Here is a 24,570-nt window from a genome sequence, read left to right on the forward strand (position 1 = left end):
AGGGGTGGAGGGTGCGTGCTTCTCGCTGTCTTCTCGGATATCCACGGCAACCGGCAGGCGTTCGAGGCGTGCCTGAAAGTCGCGCGGGCACGTGGCGCCGAGCGCTTCATCCTGCTTGGCGACTTCGTCGGCTATGGCGCCGATCCGGAATGGGTGGTGGATACCGCGATGGAGCTCGTTGCCCAAGGCGCCGTCGCCGTGCGCGGCAATCATGACCAGGCGGTGAATTCCTCCGCCGAGACCATGAATGCCGAGGCGCAAATCGCGATCGAATGGACCCGCGGCCGGCTCGACACCGCGCAGCGGCGGTTCCTGGCGGAATTGCCGATGCTGGTGGAGGACGGCGATCGCCTGTTCGTGCATTCGGAAGCCTCCAGCCCCCGGAGCTGGCACTATGTCCGATCGACGGCGGACGCTGCCAAAAGCCTGATCGCGACGCCGGCTCATGTCACCTTCTGCGGCCACATCCACCGCCCGGCGATCTATTCAATGTCGGTGACGGCGAAGATGTCGGGACTCGTGCCCAAGACCGATGTCTCCGTACCGCTGTTGCGCGGGCGGCAATGGCTTGCGGTGCTCGGCTCGGTCGGCCAGCCCCGCGATAACGATCCATCCGCGGCTTTCGTGCTGTTCGACACCGTCTCATGCCTGATCACCTATTGCCGCGCGCCCTACGATGTCGAGACGGCCGCGAACCGGATCCGCGAGAACGGCCTGCCGCATTGGCTCGCCGACCGGCTGTCGCAGGGGCGCTAGAGGCCGATGCCGAAACCCCTCGTCAAATCAGGTGCAGAGATCGACGGCTACACGATCGGCGAATGCGTCCATGCCGGCGGCATGGCGACGCTTTGGACGGTCACCCATCCCGGCATCGACCTGCCGCTGCTGATGAAGATTCCGCGAGTGTCGGAGGGCGAGGACCCCGCGGCGATCGTCTCCTTCGAGATGGAGATGATGATCCTGCCGCGGCTGGCCGGGCCGCACGTGCCCTCATGTTTCGGCACCGGCGATTTCGCCCACCAGGCCTATGTCGTCATCGAGCGCATCTCCGGGACCACGCTCTACAAGCGGTTGCCCGACCTGCCGTTGCCGTATGACGAGGCGCGGCAGCTCGTCGCCAGGATCGCGACGGGGCTCGCGGATTTGCACCGGCAGAACGTGATCCATCACGACATCAAGCCGAGCAGCATCATGTTCCGCGAGAGCGGCGAGGCGGTGCTGATCGACTATGGCCTGTCGCATCACAACCATCTGCCGGACCTGTTGCAGGAGGAGTTCCGCCTGCCTTACGGCACCGCGCCCTATATGGCGCCGGAACGGTTGTCAGGGGTGCGCGACGATCCGCGCAGCGATCTGTTCTCGCTGGGCGTGCTGCTCTATTTCTTCACGACCGGCGAACGGCCGTTCGGCGAGGGCGAGACGCTGCGTGCGATGCGGCGCCGGCTATGGCGCGATCCGCACCCGCCGCGCTCGCTTCGCGCCGACTATCCGCCCTGGCTCCAGGAGGTGGTGCTGCGATGCCTCGAGATCGAGCCGGTGCGGCGCTATCCGACCGCGTCCCAGCTCGCCTTCGATCTCACCCACCCGGACCAGGTCAGGCTCACCACACGCTCTGAGCGGCTGAAGCGCGATCCGCTCAGCGTCGCCTGGCGGCGCCGCTTCAACCCGGGCGTCATGCAGCCGCGCGCGAAATCGGATGTCGCAGCCCAGATCGCATCAAGCCCGATCCTCGCGGTCGCGCTCGATACGGCGGAAGGCGAGCCGGAGTTGAACGAGGCCTTGCGCATGACGACGGAACGCATTCTCGCCACGCTGCCCTCGGCGCGGCTCGCCTGCCTCAACGTGCTGAAGCTCAACCGCATCGCGATTGACAGGACGCTGGATGAGCAGGGCTCCAACAAGCATATCGATCGGTTGGTGGCGCTCAGACACTGGGCCACGCCGCTCAAGCTCGATGAAAGCCGGCTGTCGGCTCACGTGCTGGAAGCCGTCGACCCCGCGGCGGCCATTCTGGAATTTTGCGAGGTCAACCACGTCGACCACGTCATCATCGGCGCGCGGCAGGGCTCGTTCAGGCGCACGCTGCTCGGCAGCGTCTCGGCCAAGGTGGCCTCGGAAGCGGCCTGCACCGTCACCGTGGTACGGCCGCCGCGAATGGCTGCGGATGCGGGCGAGGAGGCCGGATAGGGCCGCGCTCTGGATCCTGGAGGTTCAGGCCGCGTGAGCGGTGTGGACGGAGCGCTTGCGGCGGATCGGCCAGGAGAATTGCGGGCCGGGCTCGCCGTGATCCGCGCTGCCGCCGAAGAACTGGATGATCTCGCGGCAGGGCTCACAGTTGAACAGGTTACGCGACGCGGACGCCTTGGTCATTTCCTTCAGGCAGTTCGGGCAATGCGGCTTCATGAGCTTGGTCCAGAAAAGAATTCAATGCCGGCGCGGTGACCGGAGCGGGTGATCCAGGTCCATCTCGGGCCCGGTGTCGTCGCGCATCTCGCCTTCGGTGCGTTCGAGCCGACCGAAGAAAAAATCGAGGTCAGGGTGCGGGCGCCGCGGGATGCGGCACCGGCGCTTCGGCTGACGTTTCACAAGCGCGATCTGCATGGGGTCAGGCCCGATACCAGTCGCGACGGGCGATGCGGGCCGAGTGTAGCGAGACCTTCACCGGTCCGGCCGATGGACCAAACACAACAAACGCACAAAAACCAAGCCACAACGCCACGCCAGTCCAAACCAGGGTCGTCGTCATGATGTGCTCCCGCGAAACAGGCAAGAATCACTAGCGGTGATTTGCGCGAATCAGGGAAGCCCGGAGGAGTACGGATCAAGGTTGCAAATTTAGGCATTGCGCGCCGCAACACCCGTAGAAGCCGCACGTCTGCGGAGCTGTGCGAGCCCTCAGATCGCCTCGCCACGTGCACCCGCGGCGGCGTTGCGGATCGCGGCGATGTTGGTCTTGTAGGCGTCCTGCGTGCCGCCCCTGAACACGGACGTGCCGGCGACGAAGGCGTTGGCCCCGGCCGCAGCCAGGGGACCTGCGACGTCGGCGCCGACGCCGCCATCGACCTCGATGTCGATCGGGCGGCCCGCTGTCATGGCGCGGATGTCGCGGATCTTGCCGATCGCGGAGGGGATGAAGGCCTGGCCGCCGAAGCCGGGATTGACCGACATCACCAGCACGAGGTCGACCAGGTCCAGGACGTATTCGAGGGCGCTGATCGGCGTGCCCGGATTGAGCGAAACGCCGGCCTTCTTGCCGAGTGCGCGGATCGCCTGAAGCGAGCGGTGCAGATGGGGACCGGCCTCGGCATGCACGGTGATGTGGTCGCAGCCGGCTTTCGCGAAGGCCTCCAGATAGGGATCGCAGGGCGAGATCATCAGATGCGCGTCGAAGATCTTCTTGGTGTGCGGGCGCATCGCCTTGATGACGTCGGGACCATACGAGATGTTGGGAACGAAGTGCCCGTCCATGACGTCGAGATGGATCCAGTCGGCTCCCGCGGCGTCCACGGCGCGCACCTCCTCGCCGAGCCTGGAGAAATCCGAGGCCAGGATCGAGGGCGCGATTGCCAGGGGGCGGGGAGCGAAGGCTTGGGTCATGGCGGTTTCCCGTGGCGGCCGTGAAAGATGGACTCGCCTAACATGGGCCTCTCAGCCGGGCAATGCAGGGGCGGCGTGCTTCCTGTGGGCGGAAATTTCTGCCGCGACCGGCATGAATTGCCGGTGTTCCCGGGCCGTGCAAAGTGCGGTGAAAGCGGATTTCATTGAGCTTTTTGCGCTGGCACGGCGCTTGCTGACCTCACCTGAACAGAACATTGGCCGCGGCATGCCGCACCGGTTGGAGTTGTGCAATGTTGTTCGCTCTTGGGGCCGTATCGAGCGCGCTCGACGCGATCCAGTCGCTGACGAATTCGAAATCATCCTCGTCGACGCAGAAGACGGGGTCCTCGCAAAAGCCGGCGACGAATCCGTTCGCGATCGACAACGGCAGCAACAGCACGACCGGCGCGACCTCGTCGGTCAATGCGGGCAAAAACCCGCAGATCTCGCCGGAGACGATGAACGCGCTGTTCGCCGCGCAGAGCCAATCCTCGGGCAGCACCAGCAGCGCCGCAAGCTCGACCTCGTCGAGTTCGACATCCTCGTCCTCGACGCGCCGCGACGCCGCTCTGAAGGATCTGTTCTCGCAGATCGATGGCGACGGCGACGGCAAGATCACCAAGTCGGAATTCGAGAATGCGCTCGGCGCCGGCGGCACCAACCTCGCGCAGGCGGACAACGTCCTCTCGAAGCTGGATTCGAATTCCGACGGCAGCGTCAGCCTCGATGAGATGTCGAAGGCGCTGAAGAGCGGCCATGTCGGCCACCATCACGCGCAAGGTGCGGGCGATGCCTCCGGCGGCGGTTCGGATTCCTCCTCCCAGGCCAAGGGCGGCTCGACCTCGACTTCGACGACCGGTGCCGACGGTTCGACCACCACCACCGTCACCTATGCCGACGGCTTCAAGATGTCGACGACGGTCCCGGGCGCCTCCAGCTCCCGTAATTCGGCGTACGATCTGTTCGCGCAGTTGATGCAGCGGCAAGGCGGGCAGGGACAAGGCGCCTCAGCGACCGTCGGTTCATCGACGTCGATGAGCGTGTAACCTTGCTCACGGCTAGCTTGCATATTCGTGAGTGATGTCACGGTAGACATACCGATCGCGGATCTCGTGGTTGAAGAACGTGCCCTTTGAGCGCGCGGCCTTGAATGCGGCGGCGACCTCGGGCGGGACGTCCTCGTAGACATAGAGCCGTCCGCTGACGAAAGTCACCTTCAGTTCGCGCGTCTCGGGCGCATAGCGGAAAAACCGGATCACGGAAGACGGCATGGCGGTGCACCTTGCTCCGCCAGGGTAACGCGCTGTCCGCCGTTTCGTTTCTAGCCGAACCGATCCTTCCACGCCGGAATTGCGCCGGCAAACGGCAGGGCCGTTGCATTGTAGACGCCGCGAGCGATCGCGCGTGCGACCACGTTGGCGGCGACTGTTCCAAGCTCGGTAAGGCCGACCAGCGGCTCGATCGGCTTCTCGCCCGTTGCGGCAGCGAACAGCACGTCGCCGTCGGTCGGCGCATGCACCGGATAGATCGCACGGGCAAACCCGGTATGCGCGATCATCGCAAGCCGCTTGGCCTGGGCCTTGGTCAGCATCGCGTCGGTGACGACGAGGCCGATCGTGGTGTTCTCACGCGCGCTCGCGGCGGGGCCGCCCTTGATGCGCATCGCCAGCATGTCCGGCGTGAACGCGGACGGCAGGCCGCGCCCGCCGAACTCGCCGTTCTCCTCGAACGGCGCAGCCCAGAACCAAGGCCCTTCGCCAACGGTTGTGCTGCCGACCGCGTTGACGACCATGATCGCGGCGACCTTGATACCATTGGCCAGGACCGCGGAGGCCGACCCCAGTCCCCCCTTGAAGGTCGCGGTGGTAGCACCGAGGCCGGCGCCGACACTGCCCAGTGCGAAATCGTCGCTGGCGGCCAACGCTGCGGCGTAGCCGAGATCGCGATAGGGCGCGAAGCGTCCCCAGGCCTTGTCGCCACCGTTGAGGAGGTCGAAAACGATCGCGCCGGGGACGATCGGAATCACCGCCTCGCGAATCCGCAAGCCGCGGCCTTGTTCGGCGAGCCAGGCCTGGATGCCGCCGCCGGCGTCGATTCCAAAGGCGGAGCCGCCGGACAGCGCAATCGCGTCAACGCGATCGACGGTGCTGGCGAGGTCGAGCAGCGCGTCTTCGCGCGTGCCGGGGCCGCCGCCGCGAACATCGATGGCCGCGACCGCGGGGGTGTCGAAGATGATCGCGGTCGTGCCAGTGGCGACTTTCGCATCCTCGGCATGGCCGACGCGGACGCCGGCGATGTCGGTCAAGAGATTTTTCACGATCTGAGCATCGGTATCTCTGGATGATCCTTAATGAACGCTCCGCCGAGTTATCCCGTCCGCCGCGTTGGCGTCAACGCCCTCGACGGGTGGCTCCTTGACGAAAGCAAAATGCTCATACAATCTCCAGATGTTTTTTAAAGGATAATGACTTTGAAGCGTATTGTCCTGCTGCTTGACGGCACGTGGAACGATGCCGACGTCGGCATGACCGACACCAACATCGTCAGGCTGCGCGAAGACATAGCAGCCTGTCTCGACCCCGACCCTGTTAAGCCCGCGATTGCCACGTCGGCCGCATCTTCGACTCGGACGTCTGTCAGTTATCGTACATACACGAAGGACGGAAAGAAGACGCCCTACATCGTCTTTTACGAGCGTGGCGTCGGGACCGGCGGCTTTCTTGACAATATCCGGGGCGGTGCTTTCGGGGCAGGCTTGAGCCGCAATGTTCGCAGGGCCTACTCCTTCCTATCGCGCAACTATGAGCCGGGAGACGAGATCTTTATCTTTGGGTTTTCGCGCGGCTCCTACACTGCGCGTTCTTTGGTTGGATACATCGGCACCGTCGGACTGTTGCGTTCGTCCAATTGTTCGGAGGTCAACGAATCGCGTGGCTGGTATTACTATCGCAAGAGCCCGTTCGACCGTCTTCCGACCGAAGGGTCCGAGATCCGACGCTACGCTTACCCGATGAGCGACGTTGCGCTTAAATTTCTCGGCGTGTTCGACACTGTGGGAGCCTTGGGGGTTCCGATCTCGTGGTTCAAGCGGGAAAACAGAGATCTGTTCGAGTTTCACGACGTCGGGCTTTCGCCGTGGTGCGACGTCAACGTGCAGGCGCTGGCGATAGATGAGCATCGCGAGGCATTCGAAGCGACGCTCTGGCGTCAGCCTAAATTCGAGACGATCAGCGCGGACAACACCGAGCAAGTGTGGTTCGTAGGGGCACACTCGGACATCGGGGGAGGGTATATCGACGAGCGTAACCGAAACAAGTTGCCGCAGCCTGCGCTCGACGACATTACGCTCGACTGGATGAAGAAGCGCCTGTTGGCGCATTACGATGACTTCCCCGTGGATGTCTCCACGGCTGCGATTGAGAATGGATATCTGGCGCCTCATCACGAGGCGAGGCGCAGCATTTTTTCGGCCCGACCGTTCTCTTATCGGACCATAGGCAATCAATACGGCAACGCGCGGCGTTGGCGGTGGGAGACAGACGTTTGCTACGACCGGCACAATAACCCCGTCCGGGAGATGATCCATCTCAGTGCCCTGTTGCGGCTCGGCCAGCGAGTCAGTTTCCAGCGCTCGTACCGGCCTTACGTGCCAAGAAACCTGATCGCTGCGCTGCCTCTGATCGAGCACGACGGCCCCGGTTCCTGTATCGGAATCGTCGGCTGGGACGGGAAGCGCCTCGCTCCCCAAGAAGCTCTAGCCTTCGCGGCCGACGCCAGAACTCGATTGGAAACACTTAATTATAAGCTCAGCTGAAATTCGAGGGCTTCATGACTATTCTATTCAGTCTGGCTGCGTTTGCTGTTTTTGTTGGACTTGCCGTCTTTTTCTGGTTCTGGTGGGCGGTCCCTCGCAATCAGGTCCCGCCGCATTTCACTGAGGCTGAGCTGAAGCGGCTGGAGGTTCAGGATCGGCTACGCCAGACCAGCTACCAACTCCTGACTGCGGTGGGGCTGGGCGGCACGTTTCTCGCAACGATGGTGCAGTTCGGGCTCACGACTCGGCAATGGTCAGCGGATTTCGAACTCAAGAACGAGCAGTCGCAGCTGACGCAGTACACTGAGGCCATCAAGACGATCAGCAAGGAAGCGTCGACGTCGACGCAGATCGCGGGTCTGACGAGCCTACAGTTGCTGGGCTCACATGGTCCCATCCAATATCATCGTCTTGCCAGCGAAGTGCTGACGGCGTTCATTGCGGATGGGAATTCCAAGAATGTGATGACGGAATCAGGCGAATGCCGGGACGTGACTGGAAAGTTTCCGGACTCGCAAGGTGATGGGAAGCGAATCGAGTACAAGAGGAATGAAGCTCCGTCGCCATTGAGAGTCGCGATGCAGGCACTCGGCGACCCCGAATTCGCCGCTCGCCGGTTGAATTATTCGACTGATAAATGCGATCTTCGGCAGGTTACTGTCCGCCGAAACGCGCTGGCGCTCGAACACATGGCGCTCGACAATCTGGACCTGTCCAGGCGTGATTTCTCCTGCGCCCAGCTGTCGCAATCCCAGTTTCACCGCAGTTCGTTTTACGGTGCCGACATGAGGGGAGCCGACATGCGCGGTGTACATTTGGAAGACTTTCAGACGCCGGGATTCCCGACGATGACGATTGGGAATAAGCTTTATCTTGAGGAAAAAGACGGCGGCCCGACGGAGTGGCAGCGCTATCGATGCTGGACGACGGATTTTCGCACCGCACATCTGAACAACGTCAATTTCGAAGGCGCGATTGTCGCTGGCGCGGATTTTCGGGAGGCGGATCTGACGGGGGCGAATTTTTGTCGGGCCGATCTGAGCCGGGCGAACTTCAAGGGCGCAAAAGGGCTGAACGAGAAGCTCTTTAGTGATGCCTGCGTCGGCCCGAGTATCGACGCAACGGCGGCCGACCCTGGCCTGACGGTCATCGAGGAAGCGCAACCCACCGGACTGGACATCATTCGCCCGGGCTTCAAGATTCCACGGTGCTCAGTCAATAAGGTTTGCGGTCGCTGACGATTGCGACAGGGGTAAGCCGATGTGGCATCTGTGGCTTGTGATGAGTCTGGCCGGGCTGATCATTGCGTGCGCGGTCTTCAGTCGAAACGAACCATATCGGGCTGGCATCAACCGCGCGCTTGGAAAGCTTCAGGTCCCCGAGCGCATGCTTCAAGGCTACAAGGCGGGCAATCTGCAAGAGATCACCGAACGGCTGCGGTCGGCCGCCGCGGCGGATGGGCGCACGCAGCTCGAGATCTATGTTCGACCGGTCCTCTACTGGAACGACATAGTATTTGCGATTGCGCTGGCGATTTTCTCAGCGGCGCTTTGGCTCTGGGTTCTCGGACTGCTGGAGCCCTCGGGGGCGGCGCGCTATCTGCTCATTGCGCTTACCACAAGTGCCGTGCTGTACGTCCTTTCCGACGTGGCAGAAGACGTGATGCTCGCCCGGCTTTTCGTCCAGGCCCAGATCGCTCCGGGTGAGGCTTGGATCGCCTGTCAACTGACGCGGATCAAGTTCGTGACAAACGCCGCCTCCCTGACGGCCGGCGCAGTCTTCTTGGTTCTGAAATACCACTCGGGCCACAGAGCCGTGTTGGGCGACTAGCCGCTGCGATCCTCAACTCGCCAGCGCGGTCCTCAGCATCTTGGCGAGCTCGGACTTGCGGTAGGGCTTCGCCAGCAGCAGCACGCCGGAATCGAGCCGCCCGTGATGGACGATGGCGTTCTCGGTGTAGCCCGAGGTGAACAGCGTCTTCAGGTCGGGGCGGCGGCGAGCCGCCTCGTCGGCGAGCTGGCGGCCATTCATGCTGCCCGGCATGATGACGTCCGTGAACAGCAGGTCGATGTCCTTGTCGGCGTCGATGATAACGAGGGCCTCGGCCGCGTTGCCGGCTTCGAGGGCTGCATAGCCGAGGCTCTTGATCTGGGTCACGACATATTGGCGCACCAGCGCGTCGTCCTCGACGATCAGGATTTTTTCGTGGCCGCCGGTGACGGGTGCGTTCTGGAGCGCCTCGAATTCGGTCTCCTGCACGCCGCTCGAACGCGGCAGGTAGATCTTCACGCTCGTGCCGTGGCCTTCCTCGCTGTAGATCTTGATGTGTCCGCCGGACTGCTTGACGAAGCCGAACACCATGCTGAGCCCGAGGCCGGTGCCCTTGCCGACCTCCTTGGTGGTGAAGAAGGGATCGAAAACCCGGTCGATCAACTCCGGCGGGATTCCGGAGCCGGTGTCGCTGACGGCGATCATGACGTAATTGCCAGCCACCACGTCGGGATTCATGCTGGCATAACCGTCGTCGAGGAAGATGTTGCGCGTCTCCAGCACCAGCGTGCCGCCGTCGGGCATGGCATCGCGCGCGTTCAGCGCGAGATTGAGGATCGCGGTGGAAAGCTGGCCCGGGTCGATCAGCGCCGGCCACGCATCCTCGGTGAGCTGCGGCATGATGGTGATCTGCTCGCCGAGCGTAGGATGTAGGAGCTTTGCGGCCTCGAGCGTCAATGCGTTGACGTCGATTTCGCGCGGCTGGAGCGGCTGCTTGCGGGCGAAGGCGAGCAGATGCTTGGTTAGTTGCGCGCCGCGCTCGGCGGCGTCGTCGATCAGCTTGGTAATGGCGGCGAGTTCAGGACGGTCAGCGACCGCGTCCGCCAGAATTCCGATCGTGCCGGTGATGACAGTCAGCACATTGTTGAAGTCGTGCGCGACACCGCCGGTCAATTGACCGATGGAATCCATCTTCTGGACGTGCCTGAACTGCGCCTCGGCGGCCTGCTTCTCGGTGAGGTCGCGGCCGATGAAGAAATGGCGCTTGACCGGCTCGGACCAGGTGCCCATCCAGTTCAGCGTGACCTCGTGACCGTCGTAGTGGTAGTAGCGCGCCTCGAAGCTGCGCTTGACCGCGCCACGCCGCGCCGCGCGCATCTCGTCGCGCGTCTTCTGGAGGTCATCGGGATGAATGAACTCGGTGGCGCTGTGCCCGATCATGTCGTCCGGACTCAAGCCCAGAATGGTCTTCACGCTGGGGCTGACCTGGATGAAATTGCCGAAACCGTCGGTGACCAGGATCAGGTCCTGCGAAGTCTCGAAGATCCGTTGCCGCTCCTCGACCTCGCGGCGCAGTTTTTCTCGTGCCTGCTTCTCTTCCGTGATGTCGTGGGCGATCTTGGAAGCGCCGATGATCTGTCCGTTGGCTGATTTCAGCGGAGAAACATTGAGGACGACGTCGACCCGCCGGCCGTCCTTTCGGATCCGGACCGTCTCGTGCTGGGCGATCGTTTCGTTGCCGCCGACCCGGTTCAGGATACCCCTGACCTCGGCCTTGCGATCCTCAGGCACGATGATGTCGATCGGCTGGCCGACGGCCTCAGCGGCGGCATAGCCGAACAGCTGTTCGGCGGCCTTGTTCCAGCCCGTGATGACACCGTCGAGCGTCTTCGTGATGATGGCGTCATTGGCGGATTCGACAACGGCGCCGTACAGGGCAAGGCGCTTGCCATAATAGTCGCGATCCAATGCCGACTGCTGGCGCAGCCTGCCGACGAGGCCCAGCGTATGCGCTTGGAGGCGGACATTTTCGATCAGGAGCACCGCAAGCACGAAGGTCGCCGCGCAGAGGCCGTAGACACGACCGGCGTAGAAGCCGAGATCGAAGCGCGCGACGTTGACGATCGCCGACAGCGCGATGTCGAACAGCCACGCGCACATCACAACCATGAGCCAGACATCGATGACCGAATGTGGACGGCGGAACCACAGCGAGACCAGCGCCGCGAAGCTCAACGACCAGACAAAGGACACCACCCCGATCATGATCTGCGTGTAACGCCCATCGCGCAGCAGGACCGGAAGCAGGTCGTGCTGGGCAGTGACGATCCAGGTCAAGACGATCATGACCGCGACGACGCCGACCACGCTGGCGTAGATCGCCTTGCTTGCCGAGCCGGCGATCCGGGCGCCGCCGTCGGCCTCCTTCAGCCAGGCGTAGGCCAGCACGCAGAGCGGAAAGCCGCCGTGCCAGATCATGTAGAGCCAGACCGTGGTCTGCTGGTTGGCCCCCAGCAGCCCGGTCGGCGAGAAAAGTCCGGGGAAGGTGAGGGCATGGACTACGGCCGCGGCGGCGGTGAACAGATAGCCCGTCGCGAGCGCGAGCAGCGCGCTGGTCCTGAGCACCGCAAACTGCGACAACAGCAGGACCGCGGTGACAATGTCCGCGACCACAAGGGCGGATTGATAGCTCGCGACAAAGGCCGGCACGGGGAGCAGCGGGAGACCTGCGAAGGGCACGGCCACTGCGAACAGGATCGACGAGACGCCGACGATCGCCAATGCTGCGGTGCGGTCTTTCGGGGTGGCCGGCAGCGTCGAAAGGAATGTGCTCCGATCGGTCGGCGCGGACACGTGAAGCTCTCGCAGATCCGTCTTGAGCATCTTTGCCAATCTCATTTGGCCCAATCAATTTCCGTCCATGGTAGCGGGTTCTGGGCACGCATCATGACAAAACCGGTCGCGACTCAACCGAAGGTTACAGCTTACTTAATTTTATAGGGAACGCGCACGGGGGATCGGGTAAGATGCGCTTTACTGGACGGTGCCATAATGCTCTCCCGCTGCTACGGGTTCCAGGTTTGAATCAGGCATTTTGAATTCAGGATCCGGGAGTTGTTCCCTATGCCCCGCGTTCTCATCATCGACGACCAGAAGGACGTCCGGGCGATGGTCGCGATTGTGCTGCGCGTCAACCGTTACGACGTCGTTGAGGCCGATAGCGGCGCAGCCGGGGTGAAAGCCTTCACCGAGGCCTGCTTCGACGCGGCAATCGTGGACATTTTCCTCGGCGATACCAGCGGCGTCGAGGTCATCACGACCCTGCGCGAGCTTGCACCGAGCCTCCCGGTCGTTGCCGTGTCGGGGATGACGGCGCTGGACTTCATGGAACAATCGCCCCACCTCGCCAACGTGGTCTGCCTGCAAAAGCCGTTTCGGCCGAACGATCTTCTTCAAGCCCTACGGAAGGCCCAAGCCGCGGCGGACGGCGCGCTGCCTGCAGCCGTCTGACCCTGACGCAGGAAGAAACGCCCCGGGCAAACCGGGGCGCGTTGATGATGGGATGAGGCCTTCAGGCCCCCCGGCAACCGTGCTCAGGTTCCGTTGCCGCTGATCGCGGCGTAGCCGCCCTTGGCGTCCCATTTGTAGACGACGTAGTCGAGCTGCTTGATGTCGCCCTTGGCGTCATACTCGATCGGCCCGATCACGGTGTCCCACTTGCCGGCCTTGATGGCCGCCATGACCTTCTTGGCATCGGTGGTGCCGGCCTTCTTGGCCGCCTGCGACCAGACCTGCATCGCCGCGTAGGTGTAGAGCGTGTAGCCCTCGGGGTCGATGTTCTTGGCCTTGAAGGCCTCGACGATCTTCTTCGCGGTCGGCTTGTTGCGCGGATCGGGGCCGAAGGTGAACAGCGTGCCTTCGCCGGCCGGGCCGGTGATCGAGGCGTATTCCTTGTCGGCGAGCGCGTCGCCGGCCATCAGCACGGTCTTGAGGCCCTGGTCGCGCATCTGGCGCAGGATCAGGCCGCTCTCCTGATGGTAGCCCCCGACATAGACGAGATCGATGTTGTCGCGCTTCAGCCGCGAGACGATCGCGTTGAAGTCCTTGTCGCCCTTGTTGTAGGACTCGTACATCTTCTCGGTGACGCCGGCCTTGTTGAGCGCCTTCTTGGTCTCGTCCGCAAGACCCTTGCCGTAGGTGGTCTTGTCGTTGAGGATGGCGATGTTCTTGCCCTTGTAGTTCTTGGCGATGTACTGGGCGGCGACCAAGCCCTGCTGGTCGTCACGGCCGCAGACGCGCGCCACATTCCACAGTCCGCTATCGGTGAACTTCGGATTGGTGGAGGCGGGGGTAATCTGCAGCACGTTGCCGTCGGCATAGGCTTCCGAAGCCGGGATCGACGACGACGAGCAATAATGCCCGGCCACGAAGGGAATCTTCGCGCCGGCGATTTTCTCGGCGATCGAGCGCGCCTGCTTGGGATCGCAAGCGTCGTCCTCGACGGACAGCGCGAGCTTCTTGCCGTTGAGGCCGCCGGCGGCGTTGATGTCGGCTACGGCCATCTCGGCGCCGTTCTTCATCTGGCGGCCGAAGGCGGACTCGCCGCCGGTCATCGGACCTGCGACTGCGACGGTGACATCCTGCGCGAATGCCGCGCTCGACAGCGCAATCGATGCGCCGAATGCCAGACCGATGAGCTTCAGTGATTTCATGAGATACCTCGAGGGTGGTCGCCTGTGGAAGTTACCGGGCAGGCCCGGTTCAAACCGCCGCCATTCTTGAATGAATTCGAGGAGAAGTCACCGGCAAAATACGGGCATCGGCAGAGATATCTCGCCACATTCGGCAGCATGGGTTCGCCGTTGGGGTCTCAGCCGTGCCGGCCGCCTTCCAGGTAGGCGGCGCGAATCTCGGGGCGCTGCAACAACTCGGCGCCGGTCCCGGCCAGCGTGATCAGGCCATTGACCATGACATAGCCGCGATGGGCGAGCTTGAGCGCATGGTTGGCGTTCTGCTCGACGATCAGCACGGTCAGGCCGTCCTGGCGGTTCAGGGTGCGGATCGCATCGAAAATCTGGCGCGCGATCAGCGGCGCCAGACCGAGCGAGGGCTCGTCGAGCAGGAGCAGGCGAGGACGGCTCATCAGTGCGCGGCCGATGGCCAGCATCTGCTGCTCGCCGCCGGACAGGGTTCCGCCACGCTGGGCGTAGCGTTCCTTCAGCCGCGGAAACAGCGTGAACACGCGTTGTAGCGTCGCCTCGCGTTCGGCGTCGGTGCATTCGGTGGCGTCCGCCCCCATCTGGAGATTTTCCGCCACGCTCATGCGCGGGAAGATGCGGCGGCCTTCCGGCGATTGCGCGATGCGCAAATGCGCGATCTCGTGGGTGGGCACTTCGGTGATGTCGCGGCCTTCGTACAGGATCTGGCCGGCGCGGGCGCGGGGCTTGCCGAAGATCGTCATCATCAGCGTCGACTTGCCGGCACCGTTGGCGCCGATCAGCGCCACGATCTCGCCGGCATTGATCTCGAGGTCGACGCCCTTCAGCGCCTCGATCTTGCCGTAGGCGGCGCGAAGGCTGCGGATCGCGAGCAGGGCAGTGGGCGAGGTCACGACCCGCCCTCCATCACGGCCGCCGCCTCTTCCTCATCGGTGCCGAGATAGGCGGCGATCACCTTTGGGTCGTCGCGAACCTCTCGCGGGGAGCCTTCAGAGATCTTCACCCCGTGGTCCATCACCACGATATGGTCGGAGATCTCCATCACCACAGACATGTCGTGCTCGATCAGCAGGATCGAGGTCCCGAGCTCGTTGCGGATCGACAGCAGCAGCTCGCTCAGGGCGGCACTCTCGCGCGCATTGAGGCCGGCGGCGGGTTCGTCCAGGCACAAGAGCGCGGGCTCGGTGCACATCGCGCGTGCGATCTCGAGTCGTCGCTGGTCGCCATAGGCAAAATTACCGGCGGCATCGTCGGCGCGATCGAGCAAATTGACCCGCTTGAGCCAGTCGGTGGCGAGATCGATCGCGCGCTTCTCGGCGTCGCGGTAGACAGGCGCGCCAATGAGCCCGAGCAAGGTGAAGCCGGAGGCGCGCATCAGCGCGTTGTGCTGCGCCACCATCAGGTTTTCCAGCGCGGTCATGCCGGGAAACAGACGGATGTTCTGGAAGGTGCGGGCGACCTTGGCCTGCTTGGCGATGCGGAAATCGTTCAGCCGCTCCAGCGCGATCACCTTGCCGTCGTCATGGCTGAGGCGGATGGCGCCGTCGCTCGGCTTGTAGAACCCGGTGATGCAGTTGAACACCGTCGTCTTACCGGCGCCGTTGGGTCCGATCAGCGCGGTGATCTTGTTCCGCTCGGCAGCAAACGACAGCTCCTGCACCGCGACGATGCCGCCGAAGCGCATGGTGAGCCGGTCGACCTCGAGAATCTGGTCGCGGCTCATCCGTGTCCCTCCTTGACGAGGTCGGATGAGATCGCGTGGGCCTTGGTCAGATACACGGTCGGCGCGCGATGGCCGATCAGGCCGCGCGGCCGCCAGATCATGATCAGCACCATGGCCATGCCGAACACCAGCATGCGATAGCTCTCAAGGCTGCGGAACAGCTCGAAACCGCCGATCATGGCGAGCGCTGCGAGCGCGACGCCAAGCTGCGAGCCCATGCCGCCAAGCACGACGATGGCGAGCACCAGCGCCGATTCCTGGAAGGTGAAGGATTCCGGACTGATGAAGCCCTGGCGGGTCGCGAAGAACGCGCCGGCAAAGCCGCCGAACATCGCACCGGTGGCGAATGCCGTGAGCTTGGTGGTCGTGGTGTTGATGCCGAGCGCGCGGCAGGCGACCTCGTCCTCACGCAGGGCTTCCCAGGCGCGGCCGATGGGCAGGCGGCGCAGCCGGATCGTCACCCAGTTGGTGAGCAGCGCGAGCGCCAGGATCAGGTAGAACAGGAAGACGATGCGGTGGGTCGGCGAATATTCGATGCCGAGCCTGGCGGCGAGCCCGTTGTCGCTATTGTCGAGCGGGATGCCGAAGAAGGAGGGGCGGGGAATGCTGGAGACGCCGTTGGGCCCGCCGGTCAGATCCTGCCAGTTGATGATGACGAGGCGGATGATCTCGCCGAAGGCGAGCGTCACGATGGCGAGATAGTCGCCGCGCAGGCGCAGCACGGGAAACCCGAGCAGCACGCCCCAGAAGGCGGCGAGGACGCCCGCCAGTGGCAGGCAGATCCAGAATGACCAGCCGAAATTGGTCGCAAGCAGCGCGTAGGAATAGGCGCCGACCGCATAGAAGGCGACGTAGCCGAGATCGAGCAGGCCGGCGAGGCCAACCACGACGTTCAATCCCCAGCCCAGCATCACATAGGTGAGCACGAGAATTGCGAGGTCGAGGATGTAGCGCTGGTCATAGAAGATCACGGGCACCAGCAGCGTGAAGATCAGGAGCGCCGGTGCGAGATAGCGGCCGAGGAACGACATTCCGCTCTGCAGCGCCGGGGGCACCAGCTTCTCGGCGCCGGTCGGGCCGATCCATTGCTTGAGCAGCTCGAGCACGATCGAGCCGCCGAATACCGCGGCGACGAGGGAGGCGACCTCGCCGAAGCGCGTCCAATAGGTGAGCTGACCGTCGGAACCGGCTTCGGTGCGGACGCCGACCATCAGCGAGAACAGCACCAGCGCGATCAGGGCGTTGACGCAGGCGGTCTTCAGGAGAGCGGGGATGCCCGATGCAGCTTTGGCCGTATTGCTCGAGGGAGTTTTCACGCGCGCGACCGTCAGACTTTTTCGACTTCGGGGCGGCCGAGCAGGCCGGTCGGCATGAAGATCAGCACGACGATCAGGATCGAGAACGCGGCGACGTCCTTGTACTCGACCGAGAAATAGGCCGACCAGAACGTCTCGATCAGCCCGATCGCGAGCCCCCCGAGCATGGCGCCGGGCAGCGAGCCGATGCCGCCGAGCACGGCCGCCGTGAACGCCTTGATGCCGGCGACGAAGCCCATGAAGAAATCGACCAGGCCGTAGTAGAGCAGGTACATCAGGCCGGCCACTGCGGCGAGCGCAGCGCCAATCACGAAGGTCATGGAGATGGTGCGGTCGACGTTGACGCCGAGCAGCGCCGCCATGGTCTGGTCCTGCTCGCAGGCGCGCATGTCGCGCCCGAGCCGTGTGCGCGACACCAGCCAGGTGAAGATCGCCAGCAGCACGATGGTGGTGATGACCACCACGATCTGGATGTTGGAGAGCTGGATGACGAAGCCATCGGCGCTCTCGTGCAGCGTATATCCGCCGGTGATCACTGGCGGCACTGGCTTCACCCGTGCGCCTTGCGCCACCTGCGAATAGTTGGTCAGCACGAAGGACATGCCGATCGCCGACAGCATCGGCGCCAGACGGAAGGAGTGGCGCAGCGGACGGTAGGCGATGCGCTCGATGGTCCAGCCATACAGGGCGGTGACCGCCATCGAGACCAGGATCACGATCAAAAGGATCACCGGGACCGCAGTCAGGCCGGTCGAGACCAGGAGAAGGAAGGTGATCAGCGCGATGAAGCCGCCGATCATGAAGACATCGCCATGGGCGAAGTTGATCATGCCGACGATGCCATAGACCATCGTGTAGCCGATCGCGATCAGCCCGTAGATCGAGCCGAGCACGAGGCCGTTGATGAGCTGCTGGGCGAAATAATCCATAGGCTGCCGTACCCAAATCTGACGCGGCTCAAAGGAAGCTCTTCGAGAGAGAGTGCTGGTTTCTTCTCGGGCCCCGGCAGCCCTTAAGCATTCTCGTTTTTGTAACAGGAGGGAACTGGCGGCTGCAACCGGCCCCGCCTCCGCATCAAGGCTTTTACAGAGATCATTTGGGCCTCCGGTTCCCATGCAAGGGGCGGAACCAGTTCCACCAGCGCCCAATGGGATGCCTGTCGAGAGGCAGTTAAGGTAAACAAAGGGTTTAAATTGCCGCCACAGTCTGATGCGAGTTAGCTCCCGGCAAGGCCTTCCATCGAAGGCGCGGGCCAAACGAAGCGGGAAGCGGCATGTTCGGAAACTGGCGGATCGGTTCGGTCAATGGCGCACTTCTGGCAGCCTATTTCATCCCGGCCTGGACCCTCGTTGCCTTCAACATCATGGTGGCGCCGGTGCACGGCCTCTATGAGCGGCCGAGCGTCGCAGTGGCGCTTTTCCTCAGCGACCATCTCCAGATGGCGGGGATGGACACGGTCCGCGCCGCCTGGCTGCTGGCACTGGGGCGACTGACGGTGGTGGCGTTCTTTGCGATCTACCTTGCGCTGCTCTGCATCCCCCGCATCCGCAAGAACGGCGGCAGCGACGAAGCGCTCGGCATCGCGCTTGCGATCGGTAGCCTGATCTCGTTTGCGAGTATGATCATGGCTTCGAAGGTCGGCGAGATGGCCGCGCTGCGGCTGCACGCCACCGAGCTCCTGATCTTGCTCGGTGCCGCCATCGTGGTGGTGATCGAACGGCCCGTGGCTGCGCCCAAGATCGTTCAGCAGCCCGTCGAGGCCACCCCGCCGCTAGGTCTTGAGCAGGCCGAGCTCCTGCACAATCGCTGAGGCTTCCTTGACGGCGTGGTTCGTCGCCGGCACGCCGCAATAGATCGCCTGCTGCAGCAGGATTTCCTTGATGTCGTCGGGCGTGAAGCCACCCTCAGCGAGGGCCGCGCGCACATGCAGGCGGAATTCGTCCCATTGGCCAAGCGCAACCATGGTGCCGATCACCAGCACGCGCCGCGTGCGCTCGTCGAAATGCGGCCGCGTCCATATCTCGCCCCAGGCGTAGCGGGTGATCATGTCCTGGAAATCGGTGTTGAATGCATTGCGACCCGCGATCGACTTGTCGACCCAGGCATTGCCCAGCACTTTTCGGCGCACGTTCATGCCGGCGTCGCGGCGTTTCTGGTCGTCCATTCTCTATCCTCCACTCCGTCATTGCGAGCGTAGCGAAACAATCCAGAGTGTGGCCGCGGAGGGATTCTGGATTGCTTCGCTGCGCTCGCAATGACGGCGTTATGAAATCAGCGTTGCGTCAAAAAGCCCACGACCGCGTCGGTGAACGCGTGTGGCTGCTCGACATTGGAAATGTGGGCGGCGTCGATGATGGTCATGCTCGCGCCGGGAATGTTTGAGCGGATCAATTCACCCGCCGAAATCGGCGTCGCCATGTCGTGGCGGCCGGCGATCACCAGCGTCGGGCTCTTGATCTTCGGCAGCAGCGCGCGCTGGTCGAGCGTCGACAGCGCTTCGCAGCAGGCGAGATAGCCTTCGACCGGCGAGGCCAGCAGCATCGCCTTCATCCTGGCGGTGATGTCGGGCGCGCGCTCGCGGAAATCCTGGGTGAGCCAGCCGGCAATAACGGCATCGGCGACGGCGGCGATGCCGCCCTTCTTCACGGCGTCGATGCGCTCCAGCCATTTGGTCGGCTCGGCATAGTAGCAGGAGGTGTTGGCGAGGATGAGCTTGCCGAAGCGCTCCGGCGCGTTCGCGCCGAGCCATTGCCCGACCATGCCGCCCATCGACAGGCCGCACCAGTGCACTTTCTCGATATTGAGGTCGTCGAGGATCGCCAGCACGTCGCGGCCGAAGCGCTCCATCGTATAGGGGCCGGGCGGAACATTGGACTTGCCGTGTCCGCGGCGGTCGTAGCGGATGACGCGGAATATCTGCGTCAGTGCCTTCATCTGCGGCTCCCACATCTGCAGCGTGCAGCCGAGCGAGTTCGAGAGCATCAGCGTCGGCCCGCCGTCGCGGCCCTCGACGGAGACGTTGATCAGGCAACCGTCGGCATCGATCATGGGCATGCGGGCGTCTCCGTTTTATTTGCGCTCAGGACTGCTTCATTCGCGTTCGAGGCTGTCGAGCAGGCGGTCGATCAGGGTTTGGGAAGCGCCTTGATAGGCCATCGGTTCGAACAACGCCGCAATTTTCTGTGCCGTAAGATGCGCGGTGACCTGCGAATCAACCAACAACACTTCCCGCAGATGCTTCTTCTCGGCGACCGCGCGCTTGCTCGCGGCTTCAACGAGATGATGCGCATCGCTCTTGCCGATCGTCTCGGCTAGCGCAAAGGTGACCGCTTCCGCCATGATCAGGCCGTGCGTCGCATCGAGATTGCTGCGCATGCGCGCCGCATCGACATCGAGGCCCTCGGCGATATCGACGATCGCCGCGAGGGCACCGGAGGTGACCAGCATCAATTGCGGCAGCGTCGGCCATTCCGCGTGCCACGGGCCGGCGCTGCGCTCATGGTCCTGCACCTGTGCGGCAAAAATAGTCGCGGCGAGCTGGGGTGCCATGGTTGCGCAGCCCAGGGCGCTTGCTGCGGCCACAGGGTTGCGCTTGTGCGGCATGGTCGAGGAGCCGCCGCGGCCTTCGCCGGCAGGCTCGAACGCCTCGGCCACGTCGGTCTGCATCAGCAGCGAGACGTCGCGCGCGATCTTGCCGCAGCTTCCGGCGAGAATCGCAAAGCTCGACGCGGCTTCCGCGATGCGGTCGCGGTGGGTGTGCCAGGGGGCTTCTGGCAGCGGCAGGTTGAGCTCCTGCGCCAATCGCTCGGCGACCGCGAGCCCCTTGTCGCCGAGCGCGGCGAGCGTGCCGACCGCACCGCCGAATTGCAGTGCGAGGCCCTCGCGGGAGAGCCGCCTCAAGCGGCAGCGGGCGCGGGCAAGGCTTGCGGCGTATTCGGCGGCCTTCAGCCCGAACGGCATCGGCAGCGCGTGCTGGAGCCAGGTCCGCGCCACCATTGCCGTGTTGCGGTGGGCTCGTGCCAGCGCGGCAAAGCCCTTGATGGCGCGGCTGAGATCGGCGTCCAATGCATCGATGCCGGCGCGAAGCGTGAGCATGGTCGCGGTGTCGATGACGTCCTGGCTGGTCGCGCCCCAATGCACGTAGCGGGCGGCCTCGGCGTCGGCCTTGCCGACATTGGCGGTCAGCGTCTTGACCAGGGGGATCGCGAGATTGCCGGATCGTGTCGCGGCCTCCGCCAGCGCAGCCGTGTCGAAGGTATCGGCCTTGCACGCGGCTTCGATCGGGCCCACCGCTGACGCGGGAATCACACCCGTTGCCGCCTCGGCTCGGGCCAGGGCTGCCTCGAAATCGAGCATGTTCTGGAGGGTCGACCGGTCGTCGCAGACCGCGCGCATGGCCACGCTCGACAGCATCGGCGCGAGCAGGGGGGAGAGGGATGTGCTCATATTGTGCGGGACCTAACCACCATGGCCCGCCTGTGCCAATCCCAAACCGGCGGCGCAAGCTTTTTGCAGTTGCGAATATGCATTGCACGTGACCAGGGGCCACCCTTTCTTTTGCCGCCTCCCTGCGGTACTTGAGCAGCACTATAGTTGCGCGATAGTTCGGTATCCCGGGAGGCACCCAATGGCCATGACGATGAACGGCGAAGTCCAGCTTGCGGCGCCGCGCGAGGCCGTGTGGGCCAAGCTCAACGATGCCGAGGTGCTGAAGGCCTGCATCCCCGGCTGCGAGGAGTTGGAGAAGACCGAGGATGGCGGCTTTCGTGCGACGGCGAAAATGAAGGTCGGCCCGGTGTCGGCGCGCTTCAAGGGCAAGGTTACGCTGTCCGATCTCGACCCGCCGAACGGCTACAAGATCTCCGGCGAAGGCGAGGGCGGGGTGGCCGGCTTCGCGAAGGGTGGCGCCGTGGTCAAGCTTGCGGAGAAGGACGGCGGCACGCTTTTGTCCTACGAGGTCGAGGCGCAGATCGGCGGCAAGTTGGCGCAGCTCGGCCAGCGCCTGATCAACGGCGCCGCCAAGAAACTGGCCGACGAATTTTTCGCGAACTTCGCCAAGGCGGTACAGGGCTGAAGGCCGATACCTCAAGCATTGCGCCTTCCGGCATATCGCGTTTTGTCATGGCGCCTTGCATTCCGGGTGATGTTGCCCCGGGGCATAATGGCCCATATGATGGGTTGGAATAATTATAAGAACCGCTTCGACGGGACCCGTCGGGGCGCTGATAGAGAGTGCTTATGGCAAAAATCTCCCTCATCGTGAACGGCAATCCTGTCACGGCCAATGTCGATCCCCGCACCCTGCTGGTGCAGTTCCTGCGCGAGAATCTGCGGCTCACCGGCACCCATGTCGGCTGCGACACCTCGCAGTGCGGCGCCTGCGTCGTGCATCTGGACGGCAAGGCCGTGAAGTCCTGCACCACGCTCGCCGTGATGGCCGACGGCCACGAGGTCAAGACGATCGAGGGCCTGGCCGCCGACGGCGCGCCGCTGCACCCGATGCAAGAGGCCTTCCGCGAACACCACGGCCTGCAGTGCGGCTTCTGCACGCCGGGCATGATCATGACCGCGATCGACATCGTCCATCGCAAGGGCAACGAGCTCGACGACCACACCATCCGCGAGGAGCTGGAAGGCAATCTCTGCCGCTGCACCGGCTACCAGAACATCGTCACCTCGATCTCCGCCGGCGCCAAGGCGATGGCGAAATCCGATCTCGCGTAAACCGCGCGCGCACTCTGCGATCAGGACATTCAGATGTACGATTTCAAATACCATCGCCCCGGGACCGTTCGGCAGGCTGCCAATCTCCTGGTGAAGAACGAAGACGCCAAGGTGATCGCCGGCGGCCACACGCTGATTCCCGTCATGAAACAGCGGCTCGCCAGCCCGCCGCATCTGGTCGACCTCTCCCATATCGATGGGCTCAACACGATCGAGATGAAGGGCCGCGCGCTCGTGATCGGTGCCACCGCCAGGCATGCCGAGGTCGCAACCTCGGCCATCGTCGGCGAGGCGATCCCGGCGCTCGCGAACCTTGCCGGCCAGATCGGCGATCCCGCCGTGCGTCACAAGGGCACGATCGGCGGCTCGCTCGCCAACAACGACCCGACCGCGGACTATCCGGCTGCCGTGCTGGCGCTGGGCGCCACCATCGTGACCAACAAGCGCCGCCTCAAGGCGGAAGAGTTTTTCCAGGGCCTGTTCACGACGGCGCTCGAAGCCGACGAGATCATCACCAAGGTGATGTTCCCGCTGCCGAAGAAGGCGGCCTATATCAAGTTCCGCAATCAGGCCTCGCGTTACGCGCTGGTCGGCGTGTTCGTGGCGCGGCGTCCCTCCGACGTGCGGGTCGCGGTCACCGGCGCCGGCTCCGAAGGCGTGTTCCGTGTCACCGCATTCGAGGAAGCTCTGAAGAAGCGCTTCGCCGCGAAGGCGCTTGACGGCATCGAGGTGCCGGCGGACGGCCTCAACAGCGATATCCATGGCAGCGCCGAATACCGCGCGCACCTCATCGGCGTGCTGACGCGGCGTGCCCTCGACGCCGCCAACGCCAAGGAGTGAGTGATCCTCACGCATCGGCCCAAACTTGTCCCCCGTGAGGGCGTAGCGAGACTGGCTTTTTCATGACCTCAGCGGCCAATACGTCCGGTGCCAATACTTCAGTTGTATTGCCGGCATCGGTCGATTCAATGCTCGAACTCCTGACCTCGCGCGGCTATCTCGCCGAGCGATCGCTGGCCACGGTGACCTACCTGTCGCTGCGCATGGGCCGGCCGCTGTTTCTGGAAGGCGAGGCCGGCGTCGGCAAGACCGAGATCGCGAAGGTGCTGTCGGCGGCCCTGGGGCGGAAGCTGATTCGCCTGCAATGTTACGAAGGCCTCGACGTCTCCTCGGCGGTCTACGAGTGGAATAGCGCCGCGCAGATGATCGCGATCCGCATGGCCGAAGCCGCCGGAGATACCGATCGCGATCAATTGTCGTCCGACATCTTCGCCGATCGCTACATGATCAAGCGACCGCTGCTCCAGGCGCTGGAGCCCGACGTCGCCGGGCCGCCGGTGCTGCTGATCGACGAGCTCGACCGCGCCGACGAGGCGTTCGAAGCGTATCTGCTCGAAATCCTCAGCGACTTCCAGGTGACGATCCCCGAATTCGGCACCGTGAAGGCGCCGAGCCCGCCGATCGTCATCATCACCTCCAACCGCACCCGCGAGATCCATGACGCGCTGAAGCGTCGCTGTCTCTATCACTGGGTCGATTATCCCGACGCCGATCGCGAGCTCGCGATCGTCAAGTCGCGCGTGCCGGGCATCTCCGCAAAATTGTCGCAGCAGGTCGTGCGCTTCGTCCAGGCACTGCGCAATCAGGATTTCTACAAGTCGCCGGGCGTCGCCGAGACCATCGATTGGGCCACCGCGCTGTCGGAGCTCGACGCCCGCTCGCTGACCCCGCAAGTGGTTGGCGACACGCTGGGCGCGCTGCTCAAATACCAGGACGACATCACGCGGATGCAGGGCGACACTTTGCAGAAGGTACTGAAGGACGCGACGAGCGACTAGCTTGTCATTCCGGGTACGCCGAAGTCGCGAGCCCGAATCCATTGTGCGGCGGGGATTGTGGATAAATGGA

At 63.8% G+C, this 24,570-nt stretch carries 27 protein-coding genes; 12 read left to right on the forward strand and 15 right to left on the reverse strand.

The window, feature by feature from the left end; translation table 11 throughout:
• Positions 1-15 precede the first annotated feature (15 nt).
• Positions 16-756, forward strand: a complete 741-nt coding sequence (locus tag AC0L3C_RS04970) for a metallophosphoesterase family protein (RefSeq protein WP_473259018.1) — start codon at positions 16-18, stop codon at positions 754-756.
• 6 nt (positions 757-762) lie between these two features.
• Entirely contained in the window at positions 763-2,187 is a 1,425-nt protein-coding gene (locus AC0L3C_RS04975) for a protein kinase domain-containing protein (protein ID WP_473407318.1), read from the forward strand.
• Positions 2,188-2,211: 24 nt separating this feature from the next.
• Here AC0L3C_RS04975 and AC0L3C_RS04980 read toward each other — a convergent pair whose 3' ends face one another.
• The 4 genes from AC0L3C_RS04980 to rpe form a co-directional block, all read right to left on the reverse strand.
• Entirely contained in the window at positions 2,212-2,403 is a 192-nt protein-coding gene (locus tag AC0L3C_RS04980; protein ID WP_007602380.1) for a hypothetical protein, read from the reverse strand.
• Between the two features lie 21 nt (positions 2,404-2,424).
• Positions 2,425-2,601, reverse strand: coding sequence for a hypothetical protein (locus AC0L3C_RS04985; protein WP_162847283.1), 177 nt, complete (start codon positions 2,599-2,601; stop codon positions 2,425-2,427).
• 4 nt (positions 2,602-2,605) lie between these two features.
• A complete protein-coding gene (locus tag AC0L3C_RS04990; protein WP_473279592.1) occupies positions 2,606-2,746 on the reverse strand; it encodes a hypothetical protein in 141 nt (46 codons plus the stop codon).
• Between the two features lie 149 nt (positions 2,747-2,895).
• Positions 2,896-3,597: a ribulose-phosphate 3-epimerase gene (gene rpe / locus AC0L3C_RS04995; protein WP_354128092.1), complete on the reverse strand. Its 702-nt coding sequence runs from the start codon at positions 3,595-3,597 to the stop codon at positions 2,896-2,898.
• A gap of 251 nt (positions 3,598-3,848) precedes the next feature.
• On the opposite strand from rpe, the gene AC0L3C_RS05000 reads away from it, so the two are divergent.
• Complete coding sequence (locus AC0L3C_RS05000) at positions 3,849-4,643, forward strand: EF-hand domain-containing protein (RefSeq protein WP_473407319.1); 795 nt, start codon at positions 3,849-3,851, stop codon at positions 4,641-4,643.
• Positions 4,644-4,655: 12 nt separating this feature from the next.
• Here AC0L3C_RS05000 and AC0L3C_RS05005 read toward each other — a convergent pair whose 3' ends face one another.
• Both AC0L3C_RS05005 and AC0L3C_RS05010 read right to left on the reverse strand, forming a co-directional pair.
• Entirely contained in the window at positions 4,656-4,868 is a 213-nt protein-coding gene (locus AC0L3C_RS05005) for a KTSC domain-containing protein (RefSeq protein WP_473259010.1), read from the reverse strand.
• 50 nt (positions 4,869-4,918) lie between these two features.
• The gene (locus tag AC0L3C_RS05010; RefSeq protein ID WP_473279594.1) at positions 4,919-5,914 is read right to left on the reverse strand and encodes a P1 family peptidase; all 996 of its coding nucleotides are present in this window, start codon (positions 5,912-5,914) and stop codon (positions 4,919-4,921) included.
• A 153-nt stretch (positions 5,915-6,067) separates the two neighbouring features.
• Here AC0L3C_RS05010 and AC0L3C_RS05015 point away from each other — a divergent pair, with 153 nt between their 5' ends.
• From AC0L3C_RS05015 to AC0L3C_RS05025, 3 genes are read left to right on the forward strand one after another with little or no spacing between them, the layout of a single operon-like run.
• Entirely contained in the window at positions 6,068-7,411 is a 1,344-nt protein-coding gene (locus tag AC0L3C_RS05015; protein WP_473407320.1) for a DUF2235 domain-containing protein, read from the forward strand.
• Between the two features lie 14 nt (positions 7,412-7,425).
• Positions 7,426-8,649 carry a pentapeptide repeat-containing protein gene (locus AC0L3C_RS05020; protein WP_473279596.1) on the forward strand — a complete coding sequence of 408 codons (1,224 nt, stop codon included), beginning with the start codon at positions 7,426-7,428 and terminating at the stop codon, positions 8,647-8,649.
• Positions 8,650-8,671: 22 nt separating this feature from the next.
• Entirely contained in the window at positions 8,672-9,241 is a 570-nt protein-coding gene (locus AC0L3C_RS05025) for a hypothetical protein (protein WP_473407321.1), read from the forward strand.
• Between the two features lie 12 nt (positions 9,242-9,253).
• Here the strand turns inward: AC0L3C_RS05025 and AC0L3C_RS05030 are convergent, their stop codons facing one another.
• Complete coding sequence (locus tag AC0L3C_RS05030) at positions 9,254-12,064, reverse strand: PAS domain S-box protein (protein WP_473407322.1); 2,811 nt, start codon at positions 12,062-12,064, stop codon at positions 9,254-9,256.
• A gap of 240 nt (positions 12,065-12,304) precedes the next feature.
• Here AC0L3C_RS05030 and AC0L3C_RS05035 point away from each other — a divergent pair, with 240 nt between their 5' ends.
• The gene (locus AC0L3C_RS05035; protein WP_473259004.1) at positions 12,305-12,691 is read left to right on the forward strand and encodes a response regulator; all 387 of its coding nucleotides are present in this window, start codon (positions 12,305-12,307) and stop codon (positions 12,689-12,691) included.
• An 83-nt stretch (positions 12,692-12,774) separates the two neighbouring features.
• Here the strand turns inward: AC0L3C_RS05035 and AC0L3C_RS05040 are convergent, their stop codons facing one another.
• The 5 genes from AC0L3C_RS05040 to AC0L3C_RS05060 form a co-directional block, all read right to left on the reverse strand.
• The gene (locus AC0L3C_RS05040) at positions 12,775-13,893 is read right to left on the reverse strand and encodes a branched-chain amino acid ABC transporter substrate-binding protein (protein ID WP_007602405.1); all 1,119 of its coding nucleotides are present in this window, start codon (positions 13,891-13,893) and stop codon (positions 12,775-12,777) included.
• 158 nt (positions 13,894-14,051) lie between these two features.
• Positions 14,052-14,792, reverse strand: coding sequence for an ABC transporter ATP-binding protein (locus AC0L3C_RS05045; protein ID WP_473279599.1), 741 nt, complete (start codon positions 14,790-14,792; stop codon positions 14,052-14,054).
• Entirely contained in the window at positions 14,789-15,622 is an 834-nt protein-coding gene (locus tag AC0L3C_RS05050) for an ABC transporter ATP-binding protein (RefSeq protein ID WP_473258998.1), read from the reverse strand. The genes AC0L3C_RS05045 and AC0L3C_RS05050 overlap by 4 nt, the downstream gene beginning before the upstream one ends.
• On the reverse strand, positions 15,619-16,938 hold the full coding sequence (gene livM, locus AC0L3C_RS05055) for a high-affinity branched-chain amino acid ABC transporter permease LivM (RefSeq protein WP_473279601.1): 1,320 nt from the start codon (positions 16,936-16,938) through the stop codon (positions 15,619-15,621). Before livM ends, AC0L3C_RS05050 begins: the two co-directional genes overlap by 4 nt.
• Before the next feature lie 11 nt (positions 16,939-16,949).
• Positions 16,950-17,867: an ABC transporter permease subunit gene (locus AC0L3C_RS05060; protein ID WP_007602412.1), complete on the reverse strand. Its 918-nt coding sequence runs from the start codon at positions 17,865-17,867 to the stop codon at positions 16,950-16,952.
• A gap of 344 nt (positions 17,868-18,211) precedes the next feature.
• Between AC0L3C_RS05060 and AC0L3C_RS05065 the strand changes: the two genes are divergently transcribed.
• Positions 18,212-18,748: a hypothetical protein gene (locus AC0L3C_RS05065; protein ID WP_473407323.1), complete on the forward strand. Its 537-nt coding sequence runs from the start codon at positions 18,212-18,214 to the stop codon at positions 18,746-18,748.
• Here the strand turns inward: AC0L3C_RS05065 and AC0L3C_RS05070 are convergent.
• The 3 genes from AC0L3C_RS05070 to AC0L3C_RS05080 all read right to left on the reverse strand — a co-directional run bounded on the left by AC0L3C_RS05070 (position 18,710) and on the right by AC0L3C_RS05080 (position 21,384).
• Positions 18,710-19,102 (reverse strand): carboxymuconolactone decarboxylase family protein, encoded by a 393-nt coding sequence (locus tag AC0L3C_RS05070; RefSeq protein ID WP_247444501.1) that lies wholly within the window; start codon positions 19,100-19,102, stop codon positions 18,710-18,712. The two genes, AC0L3C_RS05065 and AC0L3C_RS05070, sit on opposite strands and share 39 nt — an antisense overlap.
• Before the next feature lie 107 nt (positions 19,103-19,209).
• Positions 19,210-19,992 carry a 3-oxoadipate enol-lactonase gene (gene pcaD / locus AC0L3C_RS05075; protein WP_473407324.1) on the reverse strand — a complete coding sequence of 261 codons (783 nt, stop codon included), beginning with the start codon at positions 19,990-19,992 and terminating at the stop codon, positions 19,210-19,212.
• 36 nt (positions 19,993-20,028) lie between these two features.
• Positions 20,029-21,384 (reverse strand): 3-carboxy-cis,cis-muconate cycloisomerase, encoded by a 1,356-nt coding sequence (locus tag AC0L3C_RS05080; RefSeq protein ID WP_473407325.1) that lies wholly within the window; start codon positions 21,382-21,384, stop codon positions 20,029-20,031.
• A 181-nt stretch (positions 21,385-21,565) separates the two neighbouring features.
• Here AC0L3C_RS05080 and AC0L3C_RS05085 point away from each other — a divergent pair, with 181 nt between their 5' ends.
• The 4 genes from AC0L3C_RS05085 (at position 21,566) to AC0L3C_RS05100 (ending at position 24,500) form a co-directional block, all read left to right on the forward strand.
• A complete protein-coding gene (locus AC0L3C_RS05085) occupies positions 21,566-22,012 on the forward strand; it encodes an SRPBCC family protein (protein ID WP_007602417.1) in 447 nt (148 codons plus the stop codon).
• 164 nt (positions 22,013-22,176) lie between these two features.
• Positions 22,177-22,662, forward strand: coding sequence for a (2Fe-2S)-binding protein (locus tag AC0L3C_RS05090; protein WP_007602418.1), 486 nt, complete (start codon positions 22,177-22,179; stop codon positions 22,660-22,662).
• 33 nt (positions 22,663-22,695) lie between these two features.
• Positions 22,696-23,502: an FAD binding domain-containing protein gene (locus tag AC0L3C_RS05095; RefSeq protein WP_473279606.1), complete on the forward strand. Its 807-nt coding sequence runs from the start codon at positions 22,696-22,698 to the stop codon at positions 23,500-23,502.
• Between the two features lie 62 nt (positions 23,503-23,564).
• Positions 23,565-24,500, forward strand: a complete 936-nt coding sequence (locus AC0L3C_RS05100; protein WP_247287225.1) for an AAA family ATPase — start codon at positions 23,565-23,567, stop codon at positions 24,498-24,500.
• The last annotated feature ends 70 nt before the right edge of the window (positions 24,501-24,570 follow it).

Source organism: Bradyrhizobium sp. WSM4872 (assembly GCF_055811715.1).

Excerpts from the sequence above, each read along its gene's own strand:
- AC0L3C_RS04975 (WP_473407318.1), top strand. The coding sequence starts at position 763 with ATGCCGAAACCCCTCGTCAAATCAGGTGCAGAGATCGACGGCTACACG.
- AC0L3C_RS04980 (WP_007602380.1), bottom strand. The coding sequence starts at position 2,403 with ATGAAGCCGCATTGCCCGAACTGCCTGAAGGAAATGACCAAGGCGTCC.
- AC0L3C_RS04985 (WP_162847283.1), bottom strand. The coding sequence starts at position 2,601 with ATGCAGATCGCGCTTGTGAAACGTCAGCCGAAGCGCCGGTGCCGCATC.
- AC0L3C_RS04990 (WP_473279592.1), bottom strand. The coding sequence starts at position 2,746 with ATGACGACGACCCTGGTTTGGACTGGCGTGGCGTTGTGGCTTGGTTTT.
- rpe (WP_354128092.1), bottom strand. The coding sequence starts at position 3,597 with ATGACCCAAGCCTTCGCTCCCCGCCCCCTGGCAATCGCGCCCTCGATC.
- AC0L3C_RS05000 (WP_473407319.1), top strand. The coding sequence starts at position 3,849 with ATGTTGTTCGCTCTTGGGGCCGTATCGAGCGCGCTCGACGCGATCCAG.
- AC0L3C_RS05005 (WP_473259010.1), bottom strand. The coding sequence starts at position 4,868 with ATGCCGTCTTCCGTGATCCGGTTTTTCCGCTATGCGCCCGAGACGCGC.
- AC0L3C_RS05020 (WP_473279596.1), top strand. The coding sequence starts at position 7,426 with ATGACTATTCTATTCAGTCTGGCTGCGTTTGCTGTTTTTGTTGGACTT.
- AC0L3C_RS05025 (WP_473407321.1), top strand. The coding sequence starts at position 8,672 with ATGTGGCATCTGTGGCTTGTGATGAGTCTGGCCGGGCTGATCATTGCG.
- AC0L3C_RS05030 (WP_473407322.1), bottom strand. The coding sequence starts at position 12,064 with ATGCTCAAGACGGATCTGCGAGAGCTTCACGTGTCCGCGCCGACCGAT.
- AC0L3C_RS05035 (WP_473259004.1), top strand. The coding sequence starts at position 12,305 with ATGCCCCGCGTTCTCATCATCGACGACCAGAAGGACGTCCGGGCGATG.
- AC0L3C_RS05040 (WP_007602405.1), bottom strand. The coding sequence starts at position 13,893 with ATGAAATCACTGAAGCTCATCGGTCTGGCATTCGGCGCATCGATTGCG.
- AC0L3C_RS05050 (WP_473258998.1), bottom strand. The coding sequence starts at position 15,622 with ATGAGCCGCGACCAGATTCTCGAGGTCGACCGGCTCACCATGCGCTTC.
- AC0L3C_RS05060 (WP_007602412.1), bottom strand. The coding sequence starts at position 17,867 with ATGGATTATTTCGCCCAGCAGCTCATCAACGGCCTCGTGCTCGGCTCG.
- AC0L3C_RS05065 (WP_473407323.1), top strand. The coding sequence starts at position 18,212 with ATGTTCGGAAACTGGCGGATCGGTTCGGTCAATGGCGCACTTCTGGCA.
- AC0L3C_RS05070 (WP_247444501.1), bottom strand. The coding sequence starts at position 19,102 with ATGGACGACCAGAAACGCCGCGACGCCGGCATGAACGTGCGCCGAAAA.
- pcaD (WP_473407324.1), bottom strand. The coding sequence starts at position 19,992 with ATGCCCATGATCGATGCCGACGGTTGCCTGATCAACGTCTCCGTCGAG.
- AC0L3C_RS05080 (WP_473407325.1), bottom strand. The coding sequence starts at position 21,384 with ATGAGCACATCCCTCTCCCCCCTGCTCGCGCCGATGCTGTCGAGCGTG.
- AC0L3C_RS05085 (WP_007602417.1), top strand. The coding sequence starts at position 21,566 with ATGGCCATGACGATGAACGGCGAAGTCCAGCTTGCGGCGCCGCGCGAG.
- AC0L3C_RS05090 (WP_007602418.1), top strand. The coding sequence starts at position 22,177 with ATGGCAAAAATCTCCCTCATCGTGAACGGCAATCCTGTCACGGCCAAT.
- AC0L3C_RS05095 (WP_473279606.1), top strand. The coding sequence starts at position 22,696 with ATGTACGATTTCAAATACCATCGCCCCGGGACCGTTCGGCAGGCTGCC.
- AC0L3C_RS05100 (WP_247287225.1), top strand. The coding sequence starts at position 23,565 with ATGACCTCAGCGGCCAATACGTCCGGTGCCAATACTTCAGTTGTATTG.